18 protein-coding genes are annotated in these 24,569 nt (G+C 68.2%); 2 read left to right on the top strand and 16 right to left on the bottom strand.

The window, feature by feature from the left end; genetic code table 11:
- Window positions 1-40: 40 nt before the first annotated feature.
- Window positions 41-1,357 carry an NCS2 family permease gene (locus O0J73_RS08045; RefSeq protein WP_164087428.1) on the top strand — a complete coding sequence of 439 codons (1,317 nt, stop codon included), beginning with the start codon at window positions 41-43 and terminating at the stop codon, window positions 1,355-1,357.
- 39 nt (window positions 1,358-1,396) lie between these two features.
- On the opposite strand, the gene bcsZ is transcribed toward O0J73_RS08045, so the two are convergent.
- From bcsZ to O0J73_RS08110, 13 genes are all read right to left on the bottom strand, one after another.
- Complete coding sequence (gene bcsZ / locus O0J73_RS08050) at window positions 1,397-2,539, bottom strand: cellulose synthase complex periplasmic endoglucanase BcsZ (RefSeq protein ID WP_308308451.1); 1,143 nt, start codon at window positions 2,537-2,539, stop codon at window positions 1,397-1,399.
- Window positions 2,523-6,104 carry a cellulose synthase complex outer membrane protein BcsC gene (gene bcsC / locus O0J73_RS08055; protein ID WP_308308452.1) on the bottom strand — a complete coding sequence of 1,194 codons (3,582 nt, stop codon included), beginning with the start codon at window positions 6,102-6,104 and terminating at the stop codon, window positions 2,523-2,525. The genes bcsZ and bcsC overlap by 17 nt, the downstream gene beginning before the upstream one ends.
- Window positions 6,104-8,467 carry a cellulose biosynthesis cyclic di-GMP-binding regulatory protein BcsB gene (bcsB, locus tag O0J73_RS08060; protein ID WP_308308453.1) on the bottom strand — a complete coding sequence of 788 codons (2,364 nt, stop codon included), beginning with the start codon at window positions 8,465-8,467 and terminating at the stop codon, window positions 6,104-6,106. Before bcsB ends, bcsC begins: the two co-directional genes overlap by 1 nt.
- On the bottom strand, window positions 8,464-11,088 hold the full coding sequence (gene bcsA / locus O0J73_RS08065) for a UDP-forming cellulose synthase catalytic subunit (protein WP_308308454.1): 2,625 nt from the start codon (window positions 11,086-11,088) through the stop codon (window positions 8,464-8,466). The genes bcsB and bcsA overlap by 4 nt, the downstream gene beginning before the upstream one ends.
- The gene (bcsQ, locus tag O0J73_RS08070; protein WP_308308455.1) at window positions 11,088-11,843 is read right to left on the bottom strand and encodes a cellulose biosynthesis protein BcsQ; all 756 of its coding nucleotides are present in this window, start codon (window positions 11,841-11,843) and stop codon (window positions 11,088-11,090) included. The genes bcsA and bcsQ overlap by 1 nt, the downstream gene beginning before the upstream one ends.
- A complete protein-coding gene (gene bcsR, locus O0J73_RS08075) occupies window positions 11,840-12,019 on the bottom strand; it encodes a cellulose biosynthesis protein BcsR (protein WP_004154169.1) in 180 nt (59 codons plus the stop codon). The genes bcsQ and bcsR overlap by 4 nt, the downstream gene beginning before the upstream one ends.
- Window positions 12,019-13,650: a cellulose biosynthesis protein BcsG gene (bcsG, locus tag O0J73_RS08080; protein ID WP_197563867.1), complete on the bottom strand. Its 1,632-nt coding sequence runs from the start codon at window positions 13,648-13,650 to the stop codon at window positions 12,019-12,021. Before bcsG ends, bcsR begins: the two co-directional genes overlap by 1 nt.
- The gene (bcsF, locus tag O0J73_RS08085) at window positions 13,647-13,826 is read right to left on the bottom strand and encodes a cellulose biosynthesis protein BcsF (protein WP_040008940.1); all 180 of its coding nucleotides are present in this window, start codon (window positions 13,824-13,826) and stop codon (window positions 13,647-13,649) included. Before bcsF ends, bcsG begins: the two co-directional genes overlap by 4 nt.
- Window positions 13,823-15,361, bottom strand: a complete 1,539-nt coding sequence (locus tag O0J73_RS08090) for a BcsE family c-di-GMP-binding protein (protein WP_308308456.1) — start codon at window positions 15,359-15,361, stop codon at window positions 13,823-13,825. Before O0J73_RS08090 ends, bcsF begins: the two co-directional genes overlap by 4 nt.
- A gap of 214 nt (window positions 15,362-15,575) precedes the next feature.
- Window positions 15,576-16,613 carry a fimbrial protein gene (locus tag O0J73_RS08095; protein ID WP_164087420.1) on the bottom strand — a complete coding sequence of 346 codons (1,038 nt, stop codon included), beginning with the start codon at window positions 16,611-16,613 and terminating at the stop codon, window positions 15,576-15,578.
- Window positions 16,604-19,168 carry a fimbria/pilus outer membrane usher protein gene (locus O0J73_RS08100; protein ID WP_308308459.1) on the bottom strand — a complete coding sequence of 855 codons (2,565 nt, stop codon included), beginning with the start codon at window positions 19,166-19,168 and terminating at the stop codon, window positions 16,604-16,606. Before O0J73_RS08100 ends, O0J73_RS08095 begins: the two co-directional genes overlap by 10 nt.
- A 92-nt stretch (window positions 19,169-19,260) precedes the next feature.
- On the bottom strand, window positions 19,261-19,992 hold the full coding sequence (locus tag O0J73_RS08105; protein WP_008266722.1) for a molecular chaperone: 732 nt from the start codon (window positions 19,990-19,992) through the stop codon (window positions 19,261-19,263).
- A gap of 85 nt (window positions 19,993-20,077) precedes the next feature.
- On the bottom strand, window positions 20,078-20,617 hold the full coding sequence (locus O0J73_RS08110) for a fimbrial protein (RefSeq protein WP_004154162.1): 540 nt from the start codon (window positions 20,615-20,617) through the stop codon (window positions 20,078-20,080).
- A 459-nt stretch (window positions 20,618-21,076) separates the two neighbouring features.
- Here O0J73_RS08110 and O0J73_RS08115 point away from each other — a divergent pair, with 459 nt between their 5' ends.
- Window positions 21,077-21,442 (top strand): hypothetical protein, encoded by a 366-nt coding sequence (locus O0J73_RS08115; protein WP_004154160.1) that lies wholly within the window; start codon window positions 21,077-21,079, stop codon window positions 21,440-21,442.
- A gap of 22 nt (window positions 21,443-21,464) precedes the next feature.
- On the opposite strand, the gene pncB is transcribed toward O0J73_RS08115, so the two are convergent.
- Genes pncB through O0J73_RS08130 form a run of 3 tightly spaced genes read right to left on the bottom strand, consistent with a single transcriptional unit; the run spans window position 21,465 to window position 24,387 of the window.
- The gene (gene pncB, locus O0J73_RS08120; RefSeq protein WP_008264910.1) at window positions 21,465-22,646 is read right to left on the bottom strand and encodes a nicotinate phosphoribosyltransferase; all 1,182 of its coding nucleotides are present in this window, start codon (window positions 22,644-22,646) and stop codon (window positions 21,465-21,467) included.
- A 53-nt stretch (window positions 22,647-22,699) separates the two neighbouring features.
- Complete coding sequence (locus tag O0J73_RS08125; protein WP_308308457.1) at window positions 22,700-23,539, bottom strand: glycosyltransferase family 2 protein; 840 nt, start codon at window positions 23,537-23,539, stop codon at window positions 22,700-22,702.
- Window positions 23,536-24,387, bottom strand: a complete 852-nt coding sequence (locus tag O0J73_RS08130; protein WP_308308458.1) for a glycosyltransferase — start codon at window positions 24,385-24,387, stop codon at window positions 23,536-23,538. Before O0J73_RS08130 ends, O0J73_RS08125 begins: the two co-directional genes overlap by 4 nt.
- Between the last annotated feature and the right edge of the window lie 182 nt (window positions 24,388-24,569).

Raw genomic sequence — 24,569 nt, forward strand, 5'->3', positions numbered from 1 at the left:
GGTCGCCCGCTTGCTGGCGACACCTTTGCGAGATTTCCCCATGCCCCTGTTCGAACGCCTGTTCCAGCTGCAGCAGCACGGCACCACCGTGCGCACCGAGCTGCTGGCCGGTGTCACCACCTTCCTGACGATGTCCTACATCGTCTTCGTGAACCCCGAGATCCTCGGCACCACCGGCATGGATGCCGGTGCAGTGTTCGTGGCCACCTGCCTGGCCGCGGCGCTGGGTTCGGCGGTGATGGCACTGGCCGCCAACTTCCCGGTTGGCATGGCGCCGGGCATGGGCCTGAACGCGTTCTTTGCCTTCACCGTGGTCGGCGCCGCTGGCCTGCCGTGGCAGCAGGCGCTGGGTGCGGTGTTCATTTCCGGCCTGGTGTTCCTGGTGCTGTCGCTGACCGGCGTGCGCGCATGGCTGGTGTCGGGCATTCCGGCATCGCTGCGTTCGGCCATCGTGGCCGGCATCGGCCTGTTCCTGGCGATCATCGCGCTGCAGAAATCCGGCGTGATCGTCGGCAATGAAGACACGCTGGTGGCGCTGGGCCCGTTGAACACGGCGCCGCCGCTGCTGGCACTGGCCGGCTTCCTGCTGATCGCGGTGCTGGAAGCACGCCGCATCCGTGGCGCGATCCTGATCGGCATCCTGGCGGTGACAGCTGCAGGCTGGGCCCTGGGTGATGTGCAGTACCAGGGCCTGGTGTCGTTGCCGCCGAGCCTGGCCCCGACCTTCCTGCAGCTGGACCTGCCTGGCCTGCTGCACCACGACGGCGGCGCGCCGATCGCGGTGCTGCTGCAGGTGGTGCTGGTGTTCGTGCTGGTGGAAGTGTTCGATGCCACCGGCACGTTGTATGGCGTGGTCGGCCGCGCCGGCCTGCTGAAGCTGCCGGGCGCACAGAAGCGTTTCGGTCGTGCACTGCTGGCCGACAGCACGGCGATCGTCGCCGGTTCGATGCTCGGCACCAGCAGCACCACCGCCTTCGCCGAAAGCGCCTCGGGCGTGCAGGTGGGCGGCCGCACCGGCCTGACCGCGCTGGTGGTGTCGGCGTTGTTCCTGGCCGCGCTGCTGTTCTCGCCGCTGGCGGCGATGGTGCCCAGCTATGCCACTGCGCCGGCGCTGCTGTTCGTGGCCGGATTGATGCTGCGCGAACTGGTGGAAGTGGACTGGAGCGACCTGACCGAATCGGTGCCGGCCGCGCTGTGTGCGCTGGCGATGCCGTTCACCTATTCGATTGCCAACGGCCTGGCGTTCGGCTTCATCGCCTACGCCGCGCTGAAGGCGGGCACCGGCCGCTGGCGCGAAGTGCACCCGGCGGTGTGGCTGGTGGCAGTGCTGTTCACCCTGCGCTACGCGCTGGAGTAAGCGGCGCCGGCATGCACCCGGCCCTGCAGTGCGCGCGGCTCACCAGCGCGGCTGCAGCCTGCCGTCGGCGTTGAAGCGCCAGCGCCCTTCGGCCCAGCCCAGCCCGAACAGGCTGAGCATCTGCGAGTAGTACGCCGGGGCATCGGCGCGCTGCTGCTCGGCGCTGGGCAGGCTGGCCTGCAGTGCACGGGCGCGCTCGTTTTCTCCCTGGGCCAGCAGATACGGCAGCAACGCCGCGCGGAAGCCGTAGTTGCCTTCGCCCTGCCCCTGCCCGCTGCGGGTGTCGATCTTTTCCCACATGGCGGCGCCACTACGCAGCCGCTGCAGCGGGCCGGACAACGCAGCCAACTGCGGCCGGAACAGCGGATCGCGCGGCGCGGTCATGCCCGCCCAGGCGTAGCAGCGGATCGCATCGTAGCTGCCGACCGCCCCCTTCACCGGGTCGGCCACGAAACCGCCGGCCTGCCAGGCCGCCCAGTCCGGCGCGAACCCGTGCGGGCTGCTCTGCTGCAGCATCCGCAGCGTGTTTGCCGCCAGTGCCGGCCACGGCCCCTTGCGGTCAACCGATGCAAACCGTCGCAGCAGCGGCAACGGCAGATAGCTGGGGTTGATCCGGGTCGCATCGCCTTCGACGAAGCCCTGCGGGCCGGGCAGCAGCATCGGCCCCAGCCCCGGCAACTGCACGATCTCGCGCGCGCGCACCTGCTGCAGCATGCCTTCGGCGATGGCCTGCAACGCCGGACGCCGCCAAAGGCGCGCACCTTCCAGCAGCGCGTAGGCCAGCCACAGATCCGAGTCAGAGGCGGGGTTGCTGTCCAGTACCTGCCAGCCCCCCTTGGCATCCCGTCCCCACAGCCAGGCCGGCAGGTGCTGGCGCATGTCACCGCCGGCCAGGTTGTCCTGCGTCCAGGCCAGGATGCGATCGAACAGGGCCTGGTCATTGGCCACCAGCGCAAAGAACAGTGCATACGACTGCCCTTCGGAGGTGCTGCGCTGATCGTCCTGGCTGCGATCGATCATGCGCCCGTCGCGGCTCACGCTGCTGTCGAGCAGCACCTGCCACGCAGGCCAGCGCGATGCCGATGGCGCCGGTTGCGCCTGCGCGGCACCCCAGCCGAGCAACGGCACGGCCACGGCCGCCTGCAGCAGGCGCCGGCGGTGCAGGTCAGCGGAATTCGCCATAGGGCACCAATGGAGAGACCGGCAACGGCAGGTTGCCCTGCCAGGGTTTGAAGGTATAGCGCAGGTAGAGCTGGAACGAGTTCGGCGAGAAGTCGCGGCTGCGCTGCAGGGTACCGGCGGCGCCCAGCACGAAGTGGTCACCCAGCCGGCGCTCCACCGCACCGTACAGGCGGTAGCCGGTGCCGGTGCTCTTGCTGTCGCCGGTGTACAGGCCAGCCTGGTCCAGTGTCAGCGGGCCGTACTGCGGTTCCAGCTGCGCGATCACGCGTTCGATCAGCGCCTGGTCCGGGTAACGGCTGATAGAGGACGTGCGCGCGCTGGACACGCTGACCGATCCATCCAGGCGTACCGACCAGTTGTCGTTGCGCCAGGCGAAGCTCACCGGCAGGCTCAGCGATGCGTAGCGCTGCGGGCTGTAATAGCCACCCTGGCCCAGCGAGTAACCGCCCAGATCCTTCTGGTAACGCCAGTACATCGCGGTGGTACCGACATCCAGGCGCATGTCGGTGCGCTGGATCAGCTTGTGGTACCAGCCAACCATCGCACGGGCGCGCGTGTTGTCCACCACGTTCTCGCCGGTCAGGCGATGCCAGCTCCAGTTCGACCAGACGCCATTGCGGCCGCCCTGGTCGTAGCCCAGGCTGAAGGTCAGGCCATTGGCGGTGACACCGCCCCAGCGGATGCCGCTGCGCGGATCGTATGCACCGGCCTGCGACAGCAGCGAATTGGTCATCGGCCGCCGCGATACGGTGGCTCCCCAGCCGAAACGGCCCAGGTCTCCATTGACGGTAAGGCCGCCGAGCCAGTTGCCGACCGCATAGTTGGACGGCGTATGGCCGATATCGAAATTCCAGCGATCGTCCAGCGTGCGCCAACCGACCGCGAAGCCAGCACCGGACGTGCGTTGCTGATGCACGAACCGGGTGCAGCCCGGTGCACGCAGGCGCGTGCCGTCGGCCTGGACCAGGTCCAGATCGCAGCTGCCGAAGTCTTCGTCGTAGGCGCCGTTGGCATCGGTCTGGAAGCGCCCGGCATCGAACTGCACCTGCTCGATGCGCGCCCAGCCCAGCCCACCCGCGAACGGCGCGTCGAGGTGCGCGATGCGGGTATCACGCGACAGCCGCGAGATGCCCGGCGTGCCATCGCTGCGGCGACCCGTATCCTGCATCACGGTCAGGGTGGGATTCTCCTGCTGGTACAGGGTTTCGACATCACTGCGCAGGCTGCGACGCAGCCAGTCGTCGCCTGCGGTCTCACGGCTGGCCAGGGTCAGCGCGCGGTTGTCGCGCGGTGCTGCCTGTGCCGGTGCCAGCAGCCCATTGTCAGCCATCGCCTGCGCGTACATGTCCAGCGCCTGCTGCGGATCGTCACGGCGAACCAGCCGTGCCGCGTCGCGCCAGGACTGTGCATCGGGCGCGGTCCTGCGTGCCAGCAGCGCACGCAGGATCGCGAGCGCCTTCGCGTCCTCGCGCAGATCGGTCCAGATGGTGGCGAGCTGGCGCTGCTGCCCCGTCGCCTCATCGGCAACCTGGGGCGGTGCATCCTGCATCTGGCGGCGTGCGCTGGCCAGGTCGCCGCTGCCGATCCAGGCCTGGATCCGGCCCAGCTGCGCATCGACGTTGTCCGGCTGTGCGGCCAGCACGCGCTGGTAATAGTGCAGTGCCTGCGCGTGATCACCGCGCAGGCGGGCCCACTCGGCCAGCAGCATGTCGTTGTCGGTGCTGGGCGGTTGCTGCAGCAACAGGGCGATGGCCTCGGCCTCCCTGCCCTGCGCGCGCAGCTCCCACAGATGGTCGGTCAGCTGCTGACGGTGCAGGCGTGCCGACAGCGCACGGATGTCATCGTCCCACTGCGCCTGGGGCAATGCATCGAGCACGGCCAGTGCCTGCGGCAGGCGATCGGACCCGGACAGGTACAGCGCCTGCGCATAGCGCGCCTCTGCACTGCCGTTGCGCCGCGCCATGTCGGCCACCACGGCGTCGGCATCCTGTTCCCGGCCTGCCGCACGCAGCTCGTTGCCGAGGCCATAGGCCAGCCAGGCATCATCAGGCAGTTCCGCGCGCAGCTGCGTTCCCAGTTCGATGGCCGTGGCGGCGTCTCCGGCGGCCAGCGCCTGCTCGCGGCGCTCGCGCAGCCGCATGATCTGCAGCTGGCGCAGGTCTTCGGCATACAGCTTGCGCTGTGCGGCGGGCAGCGCGTTGATGAAGGCCTCCAGCCGCTGCGGATCGGTGCGACCATACAGCTGCACGAGCTTGCGCACCACGTTGGCATCGTTGGGCGCGATCCGCCGCGCGCTCTGCAGCTGGCGTTCGGCGGCCGCATCGTCACCGCGCGCGACGGCGACGTCGACCAGCCCCAGCACAGCATTGACGTCGCGCGGCTGCTGCCGCCGTGCCTGCGCGTACAGGCGCTCGGCCTCGTCCAGGCGGCCTGCCTTCAGCGCGGCATCGGCCTGGTCCAGCTGCAGCCAGTAGCGGGTGCTGGCGATCAGGTCGCGCCACTTGTCATTGCTGTCGCCGGCCGGTGTTGCCTGCACCGCGCGCTGGAAGTAGGCGATGGCCTGCTCGCGGCGGCCCTGGCGCATCAACGCCATGCCCAACCCGCCAAGCAGGCCTGGCTCGCGTGGATAGCCTCGCAGCGCCTGCAGGAAGGCGCGCTCGGCGTCTTCATTACGGCCCGCGTCCAGCAGCTGCTGGCCGCGCAGCCCGGCGCGCCAGGCCGGGTCACTGACCCGCTTGTGCTGGTCCGCGTAGCGCTCGCGCACCAGTGCGATGTCGGCAAATGTGGGATTGCGGGTGATGAAGTCCTGCAGGCGGCGCACGCTGCGTTCGTCGGCAGCCTGATCCTTCAGATAGGCCCATTCGGCGTCGGCGGCCATGCCGCGCGCTTCCGGATTGCGCCCCATGCGCTGCAGCGCCGCCAGTGCCTCGCTGTCGCGTCCCGCAGCGAACAGCAGCTGCGACAGTGCCTGCAGCAGGGTGACATTGCCCGGGTAGCTGCGATCGAGCTCGGTGAGCGCACGGATCGCCGGTGCACGGCCTTCGGCCTGGGTACCGCGAAGCCGCCAGTATTCCAGGCCCAGCTGCAGGCCCGGCGGGTCGTCGTTGAACAGGCGCCGGTAGATCGCCAGTGCCTCCTCGCTGCGACCACCGGCGGCGAACAGGCGGGCCTGCTGCAGTTCCTGCTGCAGGTCGCCGCGATAGGCCTGCCACAGGCGTTCGCCGGCCGCCAGCTCGCGACTGCCTGCGCCGATCTGGCGCAGCCGTGCCAGCGTGGCTTCGGCATTGTCCAGCTTCTGCTGCGACAACTGCACTTCCAGGATCGCCACCAGCGTGCCGCGATCATCCGGTGCCAGCATCCGCAGCCGCGCCAACGCGTCTTCGATCAGGCTCTGGCGGCCGGTGGCCTCGCCGATTCGCACCTGCTGCAGCAGCCACTGGCGTTGCTCGGCCACCGTGCCTCCCGGTGTGGCCGGCAACGCCTGCGCCGCGCACGGGCCGGCACCGGCCAGTCCCAGCAGGACCAGCCCCGATGCCGTCACCAGCGGGTGCCGCGTGCGCGCCATCAGTGCCCCGGATCCAGGCGCTTGGCGGCCACCCAGCGCAGCGTGCGCCACAGCAGGAAGGCGAACATCAGCACCACCAGCGTGGCCAGTACCGCCAGCAATGCGGGATGGTCGGCCAGGTGGTACCACAGCAGCAGCCACCACGGCAGCGCGCCAACGTAGTAGTGCTCACCCACGAACTGGCTGTGGATGCCGGATGTGCGCAGGATCGCCACCGAGCCGGCAATCGCCTCGCGCTTGCCGGTATCACTGAGCGCGTCGTCGAGCAGGCCATAGTCCGCGGCATTGCTGGCGGCCAGCGAGACGATGCTGCGCTGGGCATGATGCGGCGACTGCATGCCGATGATCGCGGCAAACGGTGCCTGCGCCGTCACCGCAACCTCGGTCACCGCCGGGTCGCCATCGCGGCTGCCACGCCGTGCCTGCTCCATCGCCTGCTGCGGCGAAGGCGACTGGCCGTTCAGCAGCCGCGTGCGCTGGTCATCGATCAGCAGCGAGAGCTGCTGGCTGCCGCGCAGCTCGACCGGCAATGCGCCCAGCATCAGCAGGTCCGCATCCAGTGCGCTGGCCTGCTTCCAGTCATCGGACAGGCGCAGGCCGTAGGCGGGGTAGCCGGTCTGCACGCCCAGGCCGCCCACCAGGTTCAACAGCAGGCTGACCTGCGCCTCGCTGGCAGCGGGCGGCACCAGCACGACGGTCTCGGACAGGTCGGCCATGCGCGTGAACGGGAAACCGCTCAGGGCGAATGCAGACAGGTCCGGCAGGCCCATGTAGTGATGGAAGCCGGAGAAGTCGATGGTTGAATCTTCCTCGATCGCCGCCTGCAGGTTCGGTGGCAGCACGGTCTGGCAATGATCGCGCTGCGCACTGCCCATCACGCTGGCGAAGTTGAAGTCGAAGCGCAGCTGGTTGCGGTCACCCAGCTTGAGTGCAGGAATCAACAGGCGGCCATCGTCGGCACCGGCATCACCGGCCAGCACCGGCAGACGGATCTCTTCCAGGCCCTGCTTGCCGGTGCGCCGCACCAGCGGGAAGCTGGAAATGAACTGATCGTTGATCGCAACGCCCAGCCGCGACTCGTCGCTGCCGAAGGGCGGCGTGTAGCGGTAGCGCAGGTTCAGCGGAATGCCCTGGTTGCGCCAGATGAACAGATCCGGCGGCAGGTTGAGGTTGACCGTGATCGGCTGCGGCGACACACCGTTGGCATGCAGCTGCTGCGGATAGTCCAGCAGTTCGGCCAGGCGCACGGCGCGGTCGGTGCGCACCCAGTTCGGGGCGTCGTACGGCTTGCGCGGGGCCAGCGGCTTGATCTCGTCAATGCTGACCTGGCGCCCGCGGAACAGCACGTTGCCGGCCGCCATCGCGGCCACTGCCTTCTGCAGGTCGTCATCGTTGCGGCCCAGCACCAGCAGCAGCTTGCGCTGCGGGTCGTCCGGCAGTGCCATCAACTCGATCACCGGGCCCTTCACCGGCGCGTGGTTGCCGATCACCGCGGGGAACTTCCCGTTCACGGCCAGCACCACCGCGTGGCCCTTCCCGGGCAGCGCGCCGAAGCTCACCGGGAACCGCGCCTGCCGCCACCAGCCGGCGAGGCTGCCGAAGTACGACGACATCACCGCCGCCGCGCGCTGCTGCGCCAGGCTCGGGGTGCCGGCGAACACCACCGGCAGTTCGAGCCGCGCGGTGTCGCGCGGATCGAAGAACGGCAGCGGGAAGTTCGCCAGGTCGTCCTGCATCGCCAGCGGCTGCCCACCCAGGCGCAGGGTGCTGTTGCTGGACAGGTTGACCCACAGCGAACTGTGCGTGGGTTCTTCGCAGATGTCGGTGTAGTGGCCGACGAACTCCAGCCGCACCTGGTTGAAGTCGGCGATCAGCCGCGCATCCAGCGGCAGCTTGGCCTGCACCGGGCGCCCCAGCTGATCGTTGCTGATCGGCACCACGCCCATCATCGCGTCGTTGAGGTAGACCCGCAGATGCGACAGGGTCGGCAGCAACGACGGCGAAGGCGTGAAGCTCAGGTCCAGTTCCGCATCGCGCACCAGGCGGTCGCGGCGGACCTGGAACTCGAACGTGGTGGCGTTGCGCACGCCGGACAACAGTGTGTCCTGGCGACGCCCCAGCTGGGCAAACGTGCTCTGCCGCTGCCAGGGCCAGGCGCTGCCGGCCCAGGTCTGGGTCAGCGCCGCTGCCTCGGCCGGAACCGCGGCGGTGGCCGAGGTCGCGGGCAGCGCAGGCGGCGCTGCCACCGGCGCGGCATTCGCCGGTGCGGGCGGCGGCACCGGAGCAGGAGCACTGTTGCCGGATGCCACCGGCAGGGCCAGCAGGGGCAACAACAGCCAGCGCAGAGAAGACGGAATGCTCATGGACGAAGCCCTGGATCAGCGGCTGGGTCAGCCGGGTGGGAAGAAAGCGGACGTTGCGGGGCAAAGCTGGCGAGCCATCGCAGCAGGCGACGATTCCAGTGTGCCGGGCGGTCGAGGTCGAACGGAGTGAAATCGCCCATCCGGCGGTAACCGCGCCAGCCCAGGACCAGCACGCTCCACAGGCTGCGCGGCAGGCTCTTGGGTTGATAGCCGGCATGCCAGTCGAGCCATGCGTCCGCGCGCGCGAACGTGCACTGGGCGAACTCCACGCGCTGGCGTTCGTCCTCGAACAGCAGCAGCAGGCCCAAGCGGTGGCCGACGGTGCGCTGCACGCGTGCCGGGAAAGCGAATTCACGCCGCCCGCGCCCCAGCAGCACCTGTACCTGCTGGCCTTCGGCGAGCTGGGCATCTTCGCCCAGCTCGACGCCAACGCCATCGTTGGAGTAATCCTGCAGCACGCCACGCAGGCGCCGGCCATCGGGAATCTCCAGCGCCATCGGCAGGCGGGTGGTGACGCGATGGGTGCGCCGCACCTGCTGCACTTCGGCGGCCACGGCCAGCGCTCCGCCGATGATCAGCAGGTTGTACAGCACCCACAGCGAGCTGACGACCACCGTGCCGCGTTCATCGGCCGGCCCGTGCATGAACCGCCACACGGCAAAACAAAGGCCCAGCACATTCAGCAGTGCCAGCACCAGATAGGGCCGCGCCACCCGCCAGTCGAAGCGGTCACCGGCCTGGGTGCCGCCCTTGTCGGTGACGTTGAACTTGCCGCGCCCCGGGCTGAACAGTGCCACCGTGGTGGGCCGCGCGATGTACCAGGCCAGCACGGTCTCATACACCTCGCCCCAGAACGGGCGGCGGTACTTGCCCTGGATGCGGGCATTGGTGAGGCTGGCATGGGCCATGTGCGGCACCACGAACAGCAGGATGGCCAGCGCCGGGGCGTAGATGATGTAGACGTGCAGCAGCAGGAACGCCAGCGGCGCGGTCAGGAACACCAGCCGCGGGATGCCGGCAAGGAAATGCAGCATGGCGTTGGCATAGCAGAAGCGCTGGAACAGGCTCAGCCCCTTGCCCAGCAATGGGTTGTCGATGCGGAAGATCTGCACCATGCCGCGCGCCCAGCGGATGCGCTGGTTGACGTGCGCGCCAAGGCTGTCGGTGGCCAGCCCGGCCGCCTGCGGGATACGCAGGTAAGCCGAATTCCAGCCCTTGCGGTGCAGGCGCAGGGCGGTATGCGCATCTTCGGTGACGGTCTCGGTGGCGAAGCCGCCGATCGCATCGATGGCCTCGCGCCGCAGCACCGCGCAGGAGCCACAGAAGAAAGCCGCGTTCCACAGATCGTTGCCGTCCTGCACCAGCCCGTAGAACAGCTCGCCCTCGTTGGGATCGCTGCGGAACACCTGCAGGTTTCGCTCGAACGGGTCGGCGGAGAAGAAGTGATGCGGGGTCTGCACCAGCGCCAGCTTCGGGTCACGCAGGAACCAGCCACAGGTGATCTGCAGGAACGAGCGCACCGGCAGATGGTCGCTGTCGAAGATCGCCACCAGCTCGCCATCGATCAGGGTGAGCGCATGGTTGAGATTGCCGGCCTTGGCGTGTCGGTTGTCGGTACGGGTGATGTAGTTCACCCCGGCGCGCTCGGCGAAGGCACGGAACTCCTCGCGCTTGCCGTCATCGAGGATGTGGATGCGCAGTTTGTCCGCAGGCCAGTCCAGGCCCATCGCGGCGTACACGGTATGCCGTACCAGCGCCAGGTCTTCGTTGTAGGTGGGAATCAGCACGTCCACCGTCGGCCATTGCCGCACGTCGGCCGGCAGCGGCGCAGGTCGCCTGCGCAACGGCCAGGCGACCTGCACGTAGCCCAGCATCAGCACCAGCCAGGAGTAGGTTTCCGCAGCCAGCAGGATCACGCCGCAGACCAGGTCGAAGGTGCTGTTCCAGTTCAGCGTGGCGGTATAGCGCCACCACAGGTAGCGGCAGGAGACGGTGATCGACAGCACCACCAGCACCAGCGTGGCGTAGCGGCCCTGCATGCGCCGCACCAGCAGGGCGATGATCCACAGCAGCAGCACGAACACGAACTGCGCGACGTAGGTGAACGGCTGGGTGATGCACAGCGCCGCCAGCCCGAGCGTGAGCAACCCGATCAACAGCGTCAGCAGATGGCGCGAGCGCGGCGACAGGGCGCGGACCCGCTGCCCGAACCAGCCTGCGAAACGGCTGTTCCAGAACTCGCTGGGCGCATCGCTCATCGCCCGCAGATAGCGCAGCCGGCCTCGGCCTGCGGCGCCGCGAAGCTCGGCAATCCGCTGGCGGTTGGCGTCGGCCAGGCGCTGCCGCCGCTTCGACGCCTTCGGCACCAGCCGCACCACTGACAGCCAGGCGGCCTGGATCAGCAGGCGCAGCGGATCACCCGGACGCCAGCGACGGTCACCCTGGATCTGCGGGAAGGCGTTGCGCAGGCGCGGCGCGATCGACTGCCAGGCCGGTCCCTCCAGGCGCAGGAAGGCCCACCCGGTCCATTGCAGCAACCACAACAGGGCCCGCGTCGGCCAGGAGGCATGCACCCGCTCGCGCAGGCGCCCCCAGCCCAGGTAGTAGACCCGGGCGCCCATCAGGGGACGCCTTCGCGGTGCTGTCGCCGCGCCGCTTCAGCCAGGCACCACAGCACCAGGCCGTCGACGTCGGCCGCGGCCAGCGAGTTCGCTGCATAGCGCCCCAGCGGTTGCTTGCTGGCGAGTGCGGCCGGCACCCGCGCATCCTCATGCAACGGCTGCGGCACCAGCCGCTTGGCATGGGTGTGCAGCCACAGCTGCATCAGATCGCGCTGCACCGGAACGGCCGGGTCGTAGCGGTTGGCCAGCACCCGGCGCTCGTCGTCCGGCTGCCGTTGCAGGACCACATGACTGACCGGATCGACGCAGGCCAGGCGCAGCGGCAGGGTGCAGCGCGCGTGCTGGTTGATGGCTGCCGCATGTGCCGGCAGGCGCTGCGGCAGATCGAACAGCATCCAGTCGAACTGGGCCTGCAGCAGCGGCAGGCGATCGGCCCAGGTGGCGGGCGCCTGGCGCAGCTGCTGCTCGACCTGCATCGCGCCCTCGGCATCCACCCGGCCATAGGGCAGCACGGCCAAGCCGGGCGCGATGGCATAGGCGGCATCGCGCCAGTCGCTGCCGTCCAGCTGTGCACGCGCCCAGCCACCTTCGACATCGGCGGGCAGGCCCAGATGCAGGCCGAGCATCTGGTCGGGACTGCATTCCACCAGCAGCACGCGCTGGCCCTGGGCATGCAGGCCCTGCCCCAGCGCGGCCAGCACCGTGGTCACGCCGGTGCCGCCATGGACGCCCTGCAGGGACAACACGTTGCTCATCCGCACCGCTCCAGTTCCGCCAGCAGCGGCCAGCGCGCCAGCGCCTGGGCACGTTCATGCTGGGCCGAGAAATCCACGTAGGGCAGCTCCGGCATATCCAGGCTGCGGCGCAGCAGATCGATGTCGTCCTCTTCCACGGACAGGGTGGCGGGCACGGCAAGAATGTCGGCAGGCATCAGCGCGCATCCTCCGGGTAGGGGCTCCAGGTCTGGCTGCCCTGCAACTGCAGCCAGGGTTTGCCGCCGTAGTCGATGACCTTGGCGCCTTCGTTCTCCGACACCGAGGGCGTCTGCGGCAGGCCCTTGAGCAGGCTGTCCCAGTTGCGTTCGCTCGGCGGCGACTGCGCGTTGAGTGCGTAGACGCGCGAGACCAGCTCGGACACGGCCAGGTAGCTGCTCGGCTCGGGGATGTGGCGCGGGCCACCGGCCGCCGGTGCGCCCATCCCGACCAGCTTGACGCCCACCGGCACGTGGGTGATCGACGGGCTGGGAATCTCGCGCATGCCCGGAATCTGCATGCGGTCACCGTGCAGCGCGGCGCCATGTTCGGGGACCACCACGATCATCGCGCGCCGGCCGCTCTTTTCCACCGCATCGACAAAACCGGCCATGTCACCCAGCACCATCTCCGCGCGCGCCTTGTAGTCGGCGGCGTTGGATCGGCCATCGGCACCGACGATGCGATTGCCGTCATGCAGCGAGATCGTGTTGTAGAACAGCGCCACCTGCTGCGGGGCTTCGGCCAGCCGCTGCTTCCACCACGCCATCAGCACGTCGCCATCGCGGCGCAGTGGCGACTTGTCGAACGCCACCAGCGCCTTCGGGAAGGCGCTGATATCCATCGGCTGTGCCTGCAGCCCACCGTACTGGTGCAGCTCGCCGATGAAGTCGTCGAAGTGGCCATCGTGGTTCATCGCCAGCTCGCTCTGGAAGCCCAGCCGCTGCAGGTTCGAGAACAGCTGGCACTCGGCAGGCACCGGGTCGAACAGCTTGGTATGCGAGGTCTGGCCACAGCTGGCGCGCAGCAGCCGGATCGCCGCCGGGCCGCTGTAGGCGGTGGCCGAATTGAAATCGTCGAACACCACGTCCATGTGGTCGAGCAGGTTGTTCTGGCGCAGCCCGACTTCATCCAGGTCGCTCCACGCCAGCGAGCAGATGTTGAGGATGATGACGTCGAACGGAGCACCGCTGGCCGGTGCCGGGAAGCTGGTTTTCAGGCTGGCCTGCTGCTGGTAGAAACTGCTCAGCCACGCATTGAGCGTGTCGTTGTTGGCAGGCGGCAGTCCCCCTGTCGTCGCCCCGGCGGTCCCTGTGCTGGCCGCCGTGGCGGTGCCCTGCCCCCAGTTCCAGCCCGCCGGCATCGGTATCGCCATGACGGCCAGGCCAAGCATGCCCAGCACGCTCAGGGTGGTGATGCGCAGCCACGGCTTGAGCAGGAAGTAGGCCACCAGCAGCAGCGCGAGCACCGCCACCATCTGCCAGTTGATGAAGCGCTGGGCCAGTTCGAGCCAGTAGTCGGCCGAGAAATCCAGCACGCCTGGTTGCACCAGCAGGCGCTGGAACGGTGGCCACCAAGTGTCCTGGTAATAGAGCGCCACGCCTACCGGCACGGCAACGATGGTGCGTGCGATGCGTGCCCATCGCCAGCGCAGCGGAACCAGCAGCGCGCCCAGGAACAGCAGGTTGGGCAGGATCTTCAGGTCAAGCGCGCCCATCCAGGCCAGCACCACCTTGGACAGGAAATACAGGTTCCAGCCACGCAGGTCGGCCCAGGCGAACGGAGATGCGGGAACGTTCTGCGGACTCATGCAGCGCTCCGCGGCGCACGCTGGCGCACGCCGGCGCGGCGCAGATGGCGGGGCGGCAACCAGCGCGTGGCACGGCGGCGCAGCCCGCGCCACAGGGTGCCCAGCATGGCCCCGAAGGGAATCATCACGACCGCGCAGGCGACGATCAGGGTCCAGAGTTGCTGGTCGGTGGTCATGCGGTATCTCCCAGCCGCAGCGGCTTCGGGGCAACGACGGCCGGCGCTTCCCGCACCGGAGCCACTGCGGGCAAGGCAACCGGCGCCTCGGGCAGCAGCTCGGCGTCCGGATCACTGCCGCTCGGATTCATCGCGGCGATGTCGTATTCGGCAAGGCGCTGATAGCCGTCAAACAGTTCGCGCCATGGCAGGCGGAACAGGTTGCCCAGCGCCTGCTCGACCGCATCGCGGCGGCAGCCGAACAGGAACAGGCGGACCTGCCCGCGATAGATACAGGCAAGATCACCCTGGCGGCGGATGCGCAGCTGTTGCAGGGTCTGTTCGGCGCGCAGCCCGGCAACCGGCTGCAGGGCCAGCACCGCGCTTTCCACCGCGCTGCCGTCCTGGTCGATGCGTTCTGCGGCAATCTGGCGGAAACGTGCGGCATTGACCAGGCCGCTCAACGACGGCGGCCGATGGGCGCGGATCAGCGGCTCCGGGTCATCGGCCAGCTGGCCCTGCCAGCGCTGCCGCTGCACGGTTTCCAGCAGCGTCAGCAGGCGTGGCAGCGGCGTATCGGCCGGCACCACCAGGCTGCATCCGCACTGCATCAGCAGGCGTTCGTCGGCGTAACGCAGGCAGGGCTGAAGCTCGCGCACGACCAGCTTCAGAGCGGTGCCGCGCTCGCGGCGCAGGCGGTGCAGCAGCCGCGCCAGCGCGTCCACCTGGGCGTTCTCGTTGATGGCCAGCACCACGGTGGCCTCGCGCGCCTGCAGTGCGGCCGGCAGCAGGCCGGCCCAGCCCTCGTAGAGGCGCCATGCGGCGGACAGCGGCGGCGCGCCCTCCAGCACGTCGGCCTGGGCGAGGAAGACGTCGCGATCACTTCCGCTGGCAAGGCTGGCAGCCTCGCCACCGGTATCGGCCTCGGCCACGTGGCGCAGGCCCGTGCCCTCCTGCAGCACGCCAAAGGAACGCTGCGCGACCACGCCATGACTGTTCGACCAGTAATGCAGCAGCAGCTGCAGGGCACCGCGATGCGGGTGCAGCTGGGCCACGCCGGCACAGGCGCGGTTCAAGGGCAGCAGGCGCGGTGCCAGGGTGGCGACTTCGCCATGGCAGAGCAGCAGCACGATCTGGCCGGCCTGCCCGGCCCAGCGCTGCAGCCGTTCGCACCAGCGCGCCAGGCGCGTGTCATCCCAGCCATCCAGCGCGGCAACCGGAAACTGCACCAGGCTGAGCCCGGTAGCGGCGGACGCCACGCGTGGCAGGTCCTCTGGCAAGCCGCGCAGCGCCTGCTGCATGCCGTGGTGGGAACGCTGGAACAGGCGCAGGCGTGCCGGCCCCTGGTCGTCCGCCAGCAGCGACAGCATCGGCTCGGCGCCACGGCCCAGCGTCACCAGAACGGCGTCCTGCAGCGCAGCGGCGGTAGACAGCACGCCGGCACCAAGCAGGTCGGTCGGCGCGCTGCCGGCCGCGACGACCCAGTACAGGCCGCCCCCGCGCATCTCAACGAACTCCGAAGGCAATCCGGCAATGGCAAGGTGGGCTGCTGTCACGCCGGGTCCTTTCAACGCCCCTCAACCGGGCGGAAGGCCCGATGGCGGAGGCGCTGCGGTGAAGGGAAGGTCATTTCCATGACGCACATCACATTCATGTTTCTGTACGGTCATGATAGCTCCGATCTTCACGTTTGCGGCATCAAGACGCAGTCAACGCCGCCTGCGGAACAGGCGACGTGCGGGGCAGTACTCAGCGATGGAAAAAGCGGTGTTACTCGTACTGGATCGTGAACGTTGCCTGCCCGTTGGCGACACCGGCACCGACGGTCCCGGCCTGGGTCTGCACATAGCGGGCCCGCAGCGGCAGGCTCATGACACTGGTACCCGGCGCGGTGGTGCCGACATTGATGGCCTGGCCGAAGCGGACTTCGCGTTCGGTGCTGCCATCACGCTGCACCATCTGGATGCCGATGCGGGTCGCACTGTTGGTGGCCGCGCTCAGCTTCAGCACGCCGGGCATGTTCGAACTGTCCTGGTCGGCGTCGAGGCGTATGCCGATCTTGCTCTGGTAAGACGCAACGTTGCTGCCCTGGCAGTTCAGGCGGATCTCGAAGTCACGATCGACCGCGCGCGAGCCGACGCCGGTGAAGCTGGTGTTGGGCACGCTGCCGAAATCAACGGCGATGTTGCGGCTGCCAGCCTGCACTTCGCAGGTCGGGCTGACCACGGTGGTGCCCGAACCGCGGAAGGTCGAAGTCAGCACCGGGCGGCTGGGGCCGTCGCCATCGAAGTAGTAGGTGGTGAAGCGGCCGTTCGGCGCGATCACGCCCGAACCGGTCTGCGCGGCGGTCTTGATCAGCTGGATGCGGAACTGGCCACCGATCAGCGAGATGGTGGAGTTGGCGCCGAAGTTGATGGAATGCGGGTAATAGGTCTGGATCGCGCCGGAGTCGCGGAACAGGCGGATGCCCACACCGGCAACGCCGGTCTCGTAGACGTTGGCGAAGCCGGCCACCGGCCGCTTCTGCGGCGCATTGACGTACTCACCGGTCGAGCTGCCGCCATACCAGTAGTCACAACGGGCGACGTTGTTCTGCTGGTTGATCGGCACGCTGAGTTCCTTGATCACACCACCGACCGGCGTGCTGGGCAGGATCACGATCTGGCCCATGTCCATCTGCACATCCTGGGCAACGAAACCGTTGATCTGGATGCGGCAGGCGGCGCTGGCCTGCTGCGCCAGCAGCGCGCCACCGAGCAGGGCCAGCGTGGCCAGCAGCCTGCGGCCACGGAAAGGAATCATCGGCATGCTGCCTCCAGCGGAATGAAGCCGGTCTTGGACGCGTCGGCGCCCGCCGGAACCTGGTAATCAATGGTGCAGCGCTGATCGGCACCGGCGCCCCACTCCACCAGCAGGCGACCCTGGTTCTGTTCGCTGCGCACGTACAGGCGGCCCCCCTGGCTGACCATGCCCACCGGCTGGCCCTGCTCATCCTTGACCTGCGCGCCGAACGGCATGCTGCGGCCATCGGGGTTGCGGACCTGGATCAGCAGCGCGTTGCCCTTGCGGGTGTCGAAACGCAGGTAGCTGATGGCACCGGCGAACGGCGCGACCGACTGGCTGGTGCTTTCCAGCTCGACGTCGTGGGCCATGCCCTGCGGGTCGAGGGTGACGGTGTTGAGGCGGTACGGCGACACGTACGGCACCACCGCGTAGCCGCGGCCGTCCACGCGCAGGCCCGGGGCGTTGCTGACGATGGCATCGCGCGCGCCCGGTGCTTCGACCAGCACCATGGTGTCGCCGCGCTGCGGGGTGAAGGTGAAGCCACCCGGATGCACGACCACGCTGCCGTTGGCACCGACCGAGGCCTGGCGGAAGTCACGCGAATGGCTGTAGGTCGCGTTCAGTGCCGAGTAGCGGCTGCGGTACTCGACATTGCCGACCGCCGTGGTGCCACCCTCGCGCGAATCGGACAGGGCCGCGCCATAGCTGAAGTTGTTGTCGACACCGGCAGAACCGGTGATGCCGACGCGGCTGTTGTCGTAGCCGCCGCGGTCGCGCATGCCGAGGTCGGCACTGAACGACACCGGGTGGGTGCCACGGCCCAGCGGCACGCTCATCGACAGCAGGTACTGGGTGTCGGAACGACCGAGCACGCCTTCTTCGGTACGCAGCGCGGAGAAACCGAAGTTCACCGAACGCCAGGCGTTGTTGTAGCCTACCTGGTACTGCTTGGAGGTGCCGGCGCGGTCGTAGAAGTCACGCACCGAGCCGGTCACGTACAGCGCGCCGCCGCGACGGCCCAGCGGCTGGTTCAGCGTTACCTGGAACTGGCTGCGCTGGCGGCCACGGGTGGTCGGATCGATGCCGCGCTTGTCCGAGTCGCGGCCATACAGCGCGTCCTGCAGGCTGTAGAAGCCTTCGGTCGAATAGCGGTACGCGGCCAGGGTCAGGTTGGTCCCGGTCTCGCCGATCATGTTGCTGTAGCTCAAGCGCACGCTGGCACCGGTGTGGTTGCCGTAGTGATCGAACGAGGTGCGCGCATGGGTGACGTCGGCCGCGAACGCACCGACCGGCGTGGACAGGCCCACGCCGTACAGCAGCGACAAGTAGCCATCGCTCAGCGCACTGCCGCCGTAGAGGGTCAGCTGGTTGCCGATGCCGCGCTGGTAGGTACCCTGCACCAGCCACGGCTCATCGGCCAGCAGCTTGTTGCGGACCTGGCCGGCGGTCAGCGCGTAGCGCGACACGCCTTCGCGCAGCATCTGCGGCACCGAACCGAACGGCACCTTGAATTCGCGGCGACGGCCATCGGCCTCGATCACGCTCACTTCCAGGTCGCCGCCGTAGCCGGTCGGGTACAGGTCGTCGATGACGAAGCTGCCCGGCGACACGGTGGAGGAATAGATCAGCTGCTGGTTCTGGCGCACTTCAACGCGCGCGTTGGTTTCGGCGATGCCGCGCACGACCGGCGCGTAGCCGCGCAGCGAGTCGGGCAGCATGCGGTCGTCGCTGGCCAGGCTGGCGCCGCGGTAGCCGATCGAATCGAACAGCTCGCCGGTGGTGTAGGCCTCACCGATGGTGAGCATGCCACGCACCTGCGGGATGCCGCGCTGCGCGTAGGTGGCGATGCTCTGCCAGTGGCGGCCATCGCCCTCGGACCAGGTCAGGTTCGAGTCGTGGCGGAACTGCCAGCCGCCCAGGTTCAGGCCGGCATTGAGGCCGAGGTAGGCGCTGCGGTTGCGCTGGCCACCTTCGACGCGGCTGTCGCTGTCGATGGCATTGAAGCTGTAGCCAACGAAGCCGGCGTTGATGCCACGGTCCCACAGCGCCGGGTTGACGTAGCCGCGCGCTTCGCGGCGCAGGAACACCTGCGGGATGCTGAGGTCGTAGCGCAGGTTGCCGCTGTCGTAGATGCCGTAGGCATTGGCCATGCGCTGCTGCACCGGCACGCAGCTGGTCTTGTCTGTCGGCAGCGTCGGGTCCTGCTGCAGCAGCACGGCCTCGCTGTCCACGCCCATTTCTTCCAGCATCGGCAGCGGCAGGCACGCATCGACATGGCCCTGCGCGTCGGCCTTGAACTGCAGGTCGCGACGGCCCTGCCAGCCACCGTTGACGTAGACGTCGACGCGGTAGGTGCCGGCCACCATCGGGTTGCCATTGCTGAAGGCCGCCAGGTCGACCTGCTTGGCCTGGCCGGACAGGAAGCTGGAATTGAACTGGGCCGATTCCGGGGCACGCGCATTGGCTGCGCCGCTCTGCGCCATCAGCGCCTGCTCGCCCAGATTGGCCGGCGCTGCCAATGCCCATCCTGGGCAGGCCACGCCAGCTGCCAACAGGCAGATCGCCTGGTGGATCGACAATGTCAATCTGTTTCCGATCACACTGACATTCCTTCAATTCGCCGCGCGGCGGCGGTGGCGGGATGCGCTGGCCCTGGGCCGGCGCGGCGCGTTCAGCCCCCGGTGCTGCCGAGGCGGATCGTGTGTTCCACCCGGCCGCCGTAATCGTTGATGGTGATGAAGCGCACCTGGTCGGTGCCCGCCGGCGCGGCGAACTCCAGGCTCTGCTTCGGCGCGACCATTGCGCCCTTGTCCTCGACGGCCTTTTCGCTGCTGCCGGTCACGGCATGCACTTCGGCCAGCGTGACGTGGAACGGACTGGGGTTTTCCACGCGCAGGCGGTCGCCCGTGCGGGTCCAGCGCAGCGCTGCCGGTGCGTCGTTGGCGACGCCCTTCAGGCCCTGCGGCCGGTAAAAGAGCTTCAGGCGCGAACGGAACGCGACCTGCAGGTAATTCTGTTCGCCCGTGTTGTCGGCGTTGTCCGGCGACGGCGGCACGTCCAGCACGTTCAGCCAGAACACCGACTCACGATCGGCCGGCAGTTGCGCACCGGAGAAGATCACGCGCAGCGCCTGGCTGCGGCCCGGCTCGACGCGCGCGATCGGCGGCGTCAGCACGAACGGGGCATCGCTGGTATCGGCGGTCTGGTTGGCATCGCCACTGTCGATCCAGGCCTGCACCAGGGCCGGCGAGTCGCCCACGTTGTCGACCTGCACGGTGACTTCGCGCGCCTGCGCCGGGTAGATCACCCGCGTGCCATTGACCACCACGCCGGCCAGTGCGTCCTGGCAGAAGGGCAGCGTGAACGCTGCCAGCAGCAGCGCCCGGGGAAAGAATGCTTTCATCGGAAGTACTACGCTCGAGAGGTGTGGCCAGCGGCCGTGGAGCACTGGCCGGCGCGTACGCCGGCCAATGCGGGTACGGCGACGATCAGTTGTAGATGATCGTGTACTTGACGCTGCTGGTGACGTCGCCCGGGGTGGCGGCGGCAGTGGCGTAGTACTCAGCGTAGTAGTTCAGGTCGGCCGAGCCGTCGGTGCCGACGGTGACCCACTGCGAGTTGGTCTGGGCCAGGCCAGCGCCGGCAGCCTTGATCGGCAGGAACTGGTTGTTGGAGCCCAGCAGCTGCAGCTGCACGTTGGTGGCAGCGTTGGCCGAGGCCTGGTTGACCAGGCGGCCGCTGTTGAAGTCGACGGTCGAACCCGGCTCGAAGTAGGTGGCGACGTTGCCGGCGCTGCACTTGGTCAGGTTGATGGCGAACGGGGTACGGCCCGCAACGGCACCGGCGGTGGCCAGGGTGTTCTTGGACACGGTCGGCAGGTTGACGGCGAAGTCCTTGCCGCCCGGGGTCGAGATGGTGCAGGTCTTGTCGGTGACCTTGCCATTGAAGGTGATGGTGCCGTCGGCGGCATTGGCGGCCAGCGGAGCGGCGGCCAGCATCAGAGCGGCGATGAGAGTGTTCTTGTGCATTCGCTTTTACCTAACCCTACTGAAGAGATGAGAAGTAGAGGAGGAAGCAAGGAGCACTGCCGGGCTAACAAGACCCATCCTTGCGTCTCACCTGTGGCCGGACTCGGACATACCTTCCCCTGAATCCGTGACGCAAGTATAGGCACAAGTGTGATGAAAGTCTCATTATTTTTATGAACGCCAATTTATTGACGGCTCAAATGTGACGTGCTAAGCGGAATGGCGCCCTGTGGGGCGTGGAGGATTTGACGCGGGCCCGGTCGGGCCGCAAACGACGTTCAATGACGCATTGAGTGGCGCACCCGGCATGCACGGACTCCGGCCTTTTTCAGGCGGAAATCAGCTTCTTTGATGCGCATCACTCTTTCTTGGTGATGGCCCTAGCAGATTCGAACTCGTCCTATTAAAGGCTGATCGAAGCTGTCGCTAACTAGGACACACCGAACCAGAGAACGTGTCATGAGGAACTCCATTCTGCTGTGCGTGGCCCTGATGTCCGTCAGTGCGCTGGCCCAGGCCAGCAGCGGCAACATCCGTTTCAGCGGCCGCATTGCCGAGCCGGGCTGCACGACGAACCTGTCCCAGGGCGAACTGAGCCTGGCGGCCTGCCCGCCGTCGGCCAAGGGCTCGACGGTGGAAGTGACGGCGCTGGCCGATGGCCAGGCTGCGACGCTGCGCGACGGCAAGCGCCAGGGCCAGAAGCTGTCGGTGTCGGCCAGCGCGATGCGCGCCGGCGATATCGCCTTCTCCGAACGCTACCGCGTCCAGGCTTCGCAGCAGCAGCCGCTGCAGGGCGCCTATCTGGTGGTCGTCGACTACCTGTAAGCGCCCGCCCTCACCGGCGCGGTCATTCCGGCTGCGGCAGCTCGAAGACCTGGCGCAGGTAAGCCAGGTAACCCGGGTCGTCGCACATGCTCTTGCCCGGCGAATCGCTGAGCTTGGCCACCGGCTGGCCATTGCAGCGGACCATCTTGATGACAATGTTGAGCGGCGTCGGGCCCAGATCATTGGTCAGGTGGGTGCCGACGCCGAATGCGACCTGGCAGCGACCGCGGAAGTAGTCGTACAGGCGCATCACCTTGGGAATGTCGAGCCCATCGCTGAACACCAGCACCTTGCTGCGCGGATCGACGCGGCGCTGCTGGAAGTGCGCCAGCATGCGGTCGCCCCAGTCGAACGGATCGCCCGAATCATGGCGGACGCCGTCGAACAGCTTGCAGAAGTACATGTCGAAGTCGCGCAGGAACGCGTCCAGGCCGACCACGTCGGACAGCGCGATGCCGAGGTCACCGCGGTACTCGCGCGCCCACGATTCCAGTGCCGCCACCTGTGAGTCGCGCAGGCGCGGGCCCAGCGCCTGGAACGCCTGCAGGTACTCATGGGCCATGGTGCCGTGTGGGGTCATGCCGTACAGCCGGGCAAAGTGCACGTTGCTGGTGCCGACCAGCTGCGGGCCGAGGGCATCGCGCAGCAACGGCAGCAGGCGCGCGTGCCAGTCACGCGAATAGCGGCGGCGGCTGCCGTAGTCGGCAATGCGGCATTGCTCGAAGCCGGGGGTATCACGCAGCAGCGCGGCCTTGGCCTGCAGCCGGCGCTCGCCCTCGGCGAAGTCGGCCGTGGTGGTGTTGCGGAACCAGACTTCGTTGATGATCGCCAGCAGCGGCACTTCGAACAGGATGGTGTGCAGCCACGGGCCGGTGATGTCCAGCTCGATCTCGCCAGGCACCGCCTTCGACGCGCGCAGCTGGATGTACTTGCGGTCGAGATGGAACAGGCCGAGGAAATCGGCGAAGTCCGGCTTTACGAAACGCAGGCCCCGCATGTAATCCAGCTCTGCGTCACTGAAGCGCAGGGTGCACAGGTGGTCGATTTCTTCGTCGATCTGGTCGATGTAACGGGCCAGGTCGATGCCGGGGGTGCGGCACTTGAACCGGTACTGCACCTGGGCGCCGGGGTGCTGATGGAGCACCGCCTGCATCATGGTGAACTTGTACAGGTCGGTGTCGAGCAGGGACTGGATGATAGGCATGGGGCGGATTATGCGCCCGCCGGGGTGAACCGGGGGTCCGCCGCCGCCCTCTGCTACAGCGACCTGCGCAGCAGGCGTGGTACCAGCATCAGCGCATGCGCCCAGATCGCCGCCCATACCGCAGCCCGTACCGGCAGCGGGCGCTGCTTCGCCTCGAATTTCCGGAAGTAGCGCCACAGGCCCTTGTGCTTGTGCCACTCGACGAAGAACGGCCGCGAGCGGCTGGAGACACCGCGGACGTGGGTCACCTGCAGATCGTTGGCGATCGCCACCACCGCGCCGGCCTCGCGCGCACGGCGGCACAGGTCCAGGTCTTCGGCATGCAGGCGGTAGCCCGCATCCCAACCGCCGATGCGGTCGAACAGTACACGCGGCATCATCAGCAATGCACCGGACAGCGCCGGCACGCGCTGCAGGGCCTGGTGCGGATCGCGCGGCACCGCCAGTTTCGAACCCCGGCCGGGCGACCGCAGCATCAACAGGAAATCAGGATCGCGACGGCGTACCGCCTCGTCGGCCCGGCCATGCTCGTCCAGCTGCTCGACGCCGAGCAGGCAATCGCCCAGCGCCTCGGCACGGCGGCGCAGCTCGGCCAGGGTATCCGCTTCGACCATCAGGTCCGGGTTGATGAAGGCCAGCCACGGGCTGGCCGAGTCGGCCACGCCCTGGTTGTTGGCGGCGGCAAAACCGGGATTGTCCGGATTGCCGACGAAGCGCACACGGGCATCATGGCTGGCATGCCGCTGCACGATGTCCAGCGTGCCATCCAGCGAACCATTGTCGATCACCCGGATCTCGGCCACATCCTGCGCCTGGCGCAGGCGCGAGAGGCAGGCATCGATGGTGCTGCCACTCTGGTAGGTGACGACGATGGCGGCAATGGCAACATTCAAGCAGGTGGCTCCGGCGCGGGCGGGACGAACAGGTCGCCCTGTTCGCGCGGCATTATCGCCTGCTGCATGCGCTGTTGCAGGTCGGCACGCAGTCCATGCAGCGGATCATGCATCAGGAAGTCGGCCAGCCGTGGCACCCAGCCCGGCCAGCGCGCGGCCAGCGCTTCAAGATCACCGTCGCGGCTGATCGCCTCCCCTGCCCGGCTGACGAAGGCGGTCTCGCACAGCACGTTACGCCATCCCAGCCCGGCCATGCGCAGGCTGAGATCAACCAGTGCAGCGTGCCAGCCGGCGTAGCTGTCCACATCCAGGCCACCGGCACGACGGCGCGCATTGCCGCGCACCAGTACCGCATGGGTGACCGCTGAAGGCAGTTCCGGATGCAGCGTCGGCAGCGTGGCACAGGTGTGCGCCAGCACGGCCGGGTCCTGGGGTTCGGGATTGATCTCGCCCAGCCGAGGCCAGGCCGCCGTTTCCCCGGCATTGCACCATGGCGTCGCGGTGGCGATGGCGGCATCGCGGGCGAAGGCGTCCTGCAGCTGCTGCAGCCAACCCGGCGCCGGCACGCTGTCCGGTGCCAGCACTGCCACGTCCAGGCCATCGCAGGCCCGCAGCATTTCATCAAGGTGAGCGACTTCGCCCAGCGGCCGTGCCCGCCGGGTGTATTCGGCCTGCAGCGGCGTATGTGCCAACCAGTGTTCCACCACTGCCTGCGCACGCGGACCGGTCTGCGCATCGTCGGCCAGCCAGACCGCGGTACCCGCTGCGGTGCCGGCATCCAGCGCCGCCAGGCAGCGGTCGAGCGCAGCGTCGTCCACGCACAGCGGCAACAACACGATCGCCCCCATCCCGCCTCCGTGGTTGTCGGTGCCCACAGCGTAGCACCGGGAGGGTATCGGCCGGGTTGCACCCGGCGCCTGCTTCAGGCCAAGGCAACAGCAACAGCCGGAGCAGAAGCTGGGTTCCTGGGGTTGGCGGGGTGGGTCCGGTTGCGGGGGACGCCGTAAACCCGTCCCTGGGGGCTTGGCCG

Origin of the sequence: Stenotrophomonas sp. Sm6012, assembly GCF_030985895.1 — a bacterium.
GTDB classification, from domain to species: Bacteria; Pseudomonadota; Gammaproteobacteria; order Xanthomonadales; family Xanthomonadaceae; genus Stenotrophomonas; species Stenotrophomonas forensis.

Bases quoted from the DNA above. Each gene is read 5' to 3' on its own strand.
- bcsA (WP_308308454.1), bottom strand. From the start codon at position 11,088: ATGGGCGCCCGGGTCTACTACCTGGGCTGGGGGCGCCTGCGCGAGCGG.
- bcsC (WP_308308452.1), bottom strand. From the start codon at position 6,104: ATGGCGCGCACGCGGCACCCGCTGGTGACGGCATCGGGGCTGGTCCTG.
- bcsZ (WP_308308451.1), bottom strand. From the start codon at position 2,539: ATGGCGAATTCCGCTGACCTGCACCGCCGGCGCCTGCTGCAGGCGGCC.
- O0J73_RS08115 (WP_004154160.1), top strand. From the start codon at position 21,077: ATGAGGAACTCCATTCTGCTGTGCGTGGCCCTGATGTCCGTCAGTGCG.
- O0J73_RS08130 (WP_308308458.1), bottom strand. From the start codon at position 24,387: ATGGGGGCGATCGTGTTGTTGCCGCTGTGCGTGGACGACGCTGCGCTC.
- bcsB (WP_308308453.1), bottom strand. From the start codon at position 8,467: ATGAGCATTCCGTCTTCTCTGCGCTGGCTGTTGTTGCCCCTGCTGGCC.
- bcsF (WP_040008940.1), bottom strand. From the start codon at position 13,826: ATGACCACCGACCAGCAACTCTGGACCCTGATCGTCGCCTGCGCGGTC.
- O0J73_RS08105 (WP_008266722.1), bottom strand. From the start codon at position 19,992: ATGAAAGCATTCTTTCCCCGGGCGCTGCTGCTGGCAGCGTTCACGCTG.
- O0J73_RS08045 (WP_164087428.1), top strand. From the start codon at position 41: ATGCCCCTGTTCGAACGCCTGTTCCAGCTGCAGCAGCACGGCACCACC.
- O0J73_RS08110 (WP_004154162.1), bottom strand. From the start codon at position 20,617: ATGCACAAGAACACTCTCATCGCCGCTCTGATGCTGGCCGCCGCTCCG.
- pncB (WP_008264910.1), bottom strand. From the start codon at position 22,646: ATGCCTATCATCCAGTCCCTGCTCGACACCGACCTGTACAAGTTCACC.
- bcsG (WP_197563867.1), bottom strand. From the start codon at position 13,650: ATGAGTCCGCAGAACGTTCCCGCATCTCCGTTCGCCTGGGCCGACCTG.
- O0J73_RS08095 (WP_164087420.1), bottom strand. From the start codon at position 16,613: ATGCCGATGATTCCTTTCCGTGGCCGCAGGCTGCTGGCCACGCTGGCC.
- bcsR (WP_004154169.1), bottom strand. From the start codon at position 12,019: ATGCCTGCCGACATTCTTGCCGTGCCCGCCACCCTGTCCGTGGAAGAG.
- bcsQ (WP_308308455.1), bottom strand. From the start codon at position 11,843: ATGAGCAACGTGTTGTCCCTGCAGGGCGTCCATGGCGGCACCGGCGTG.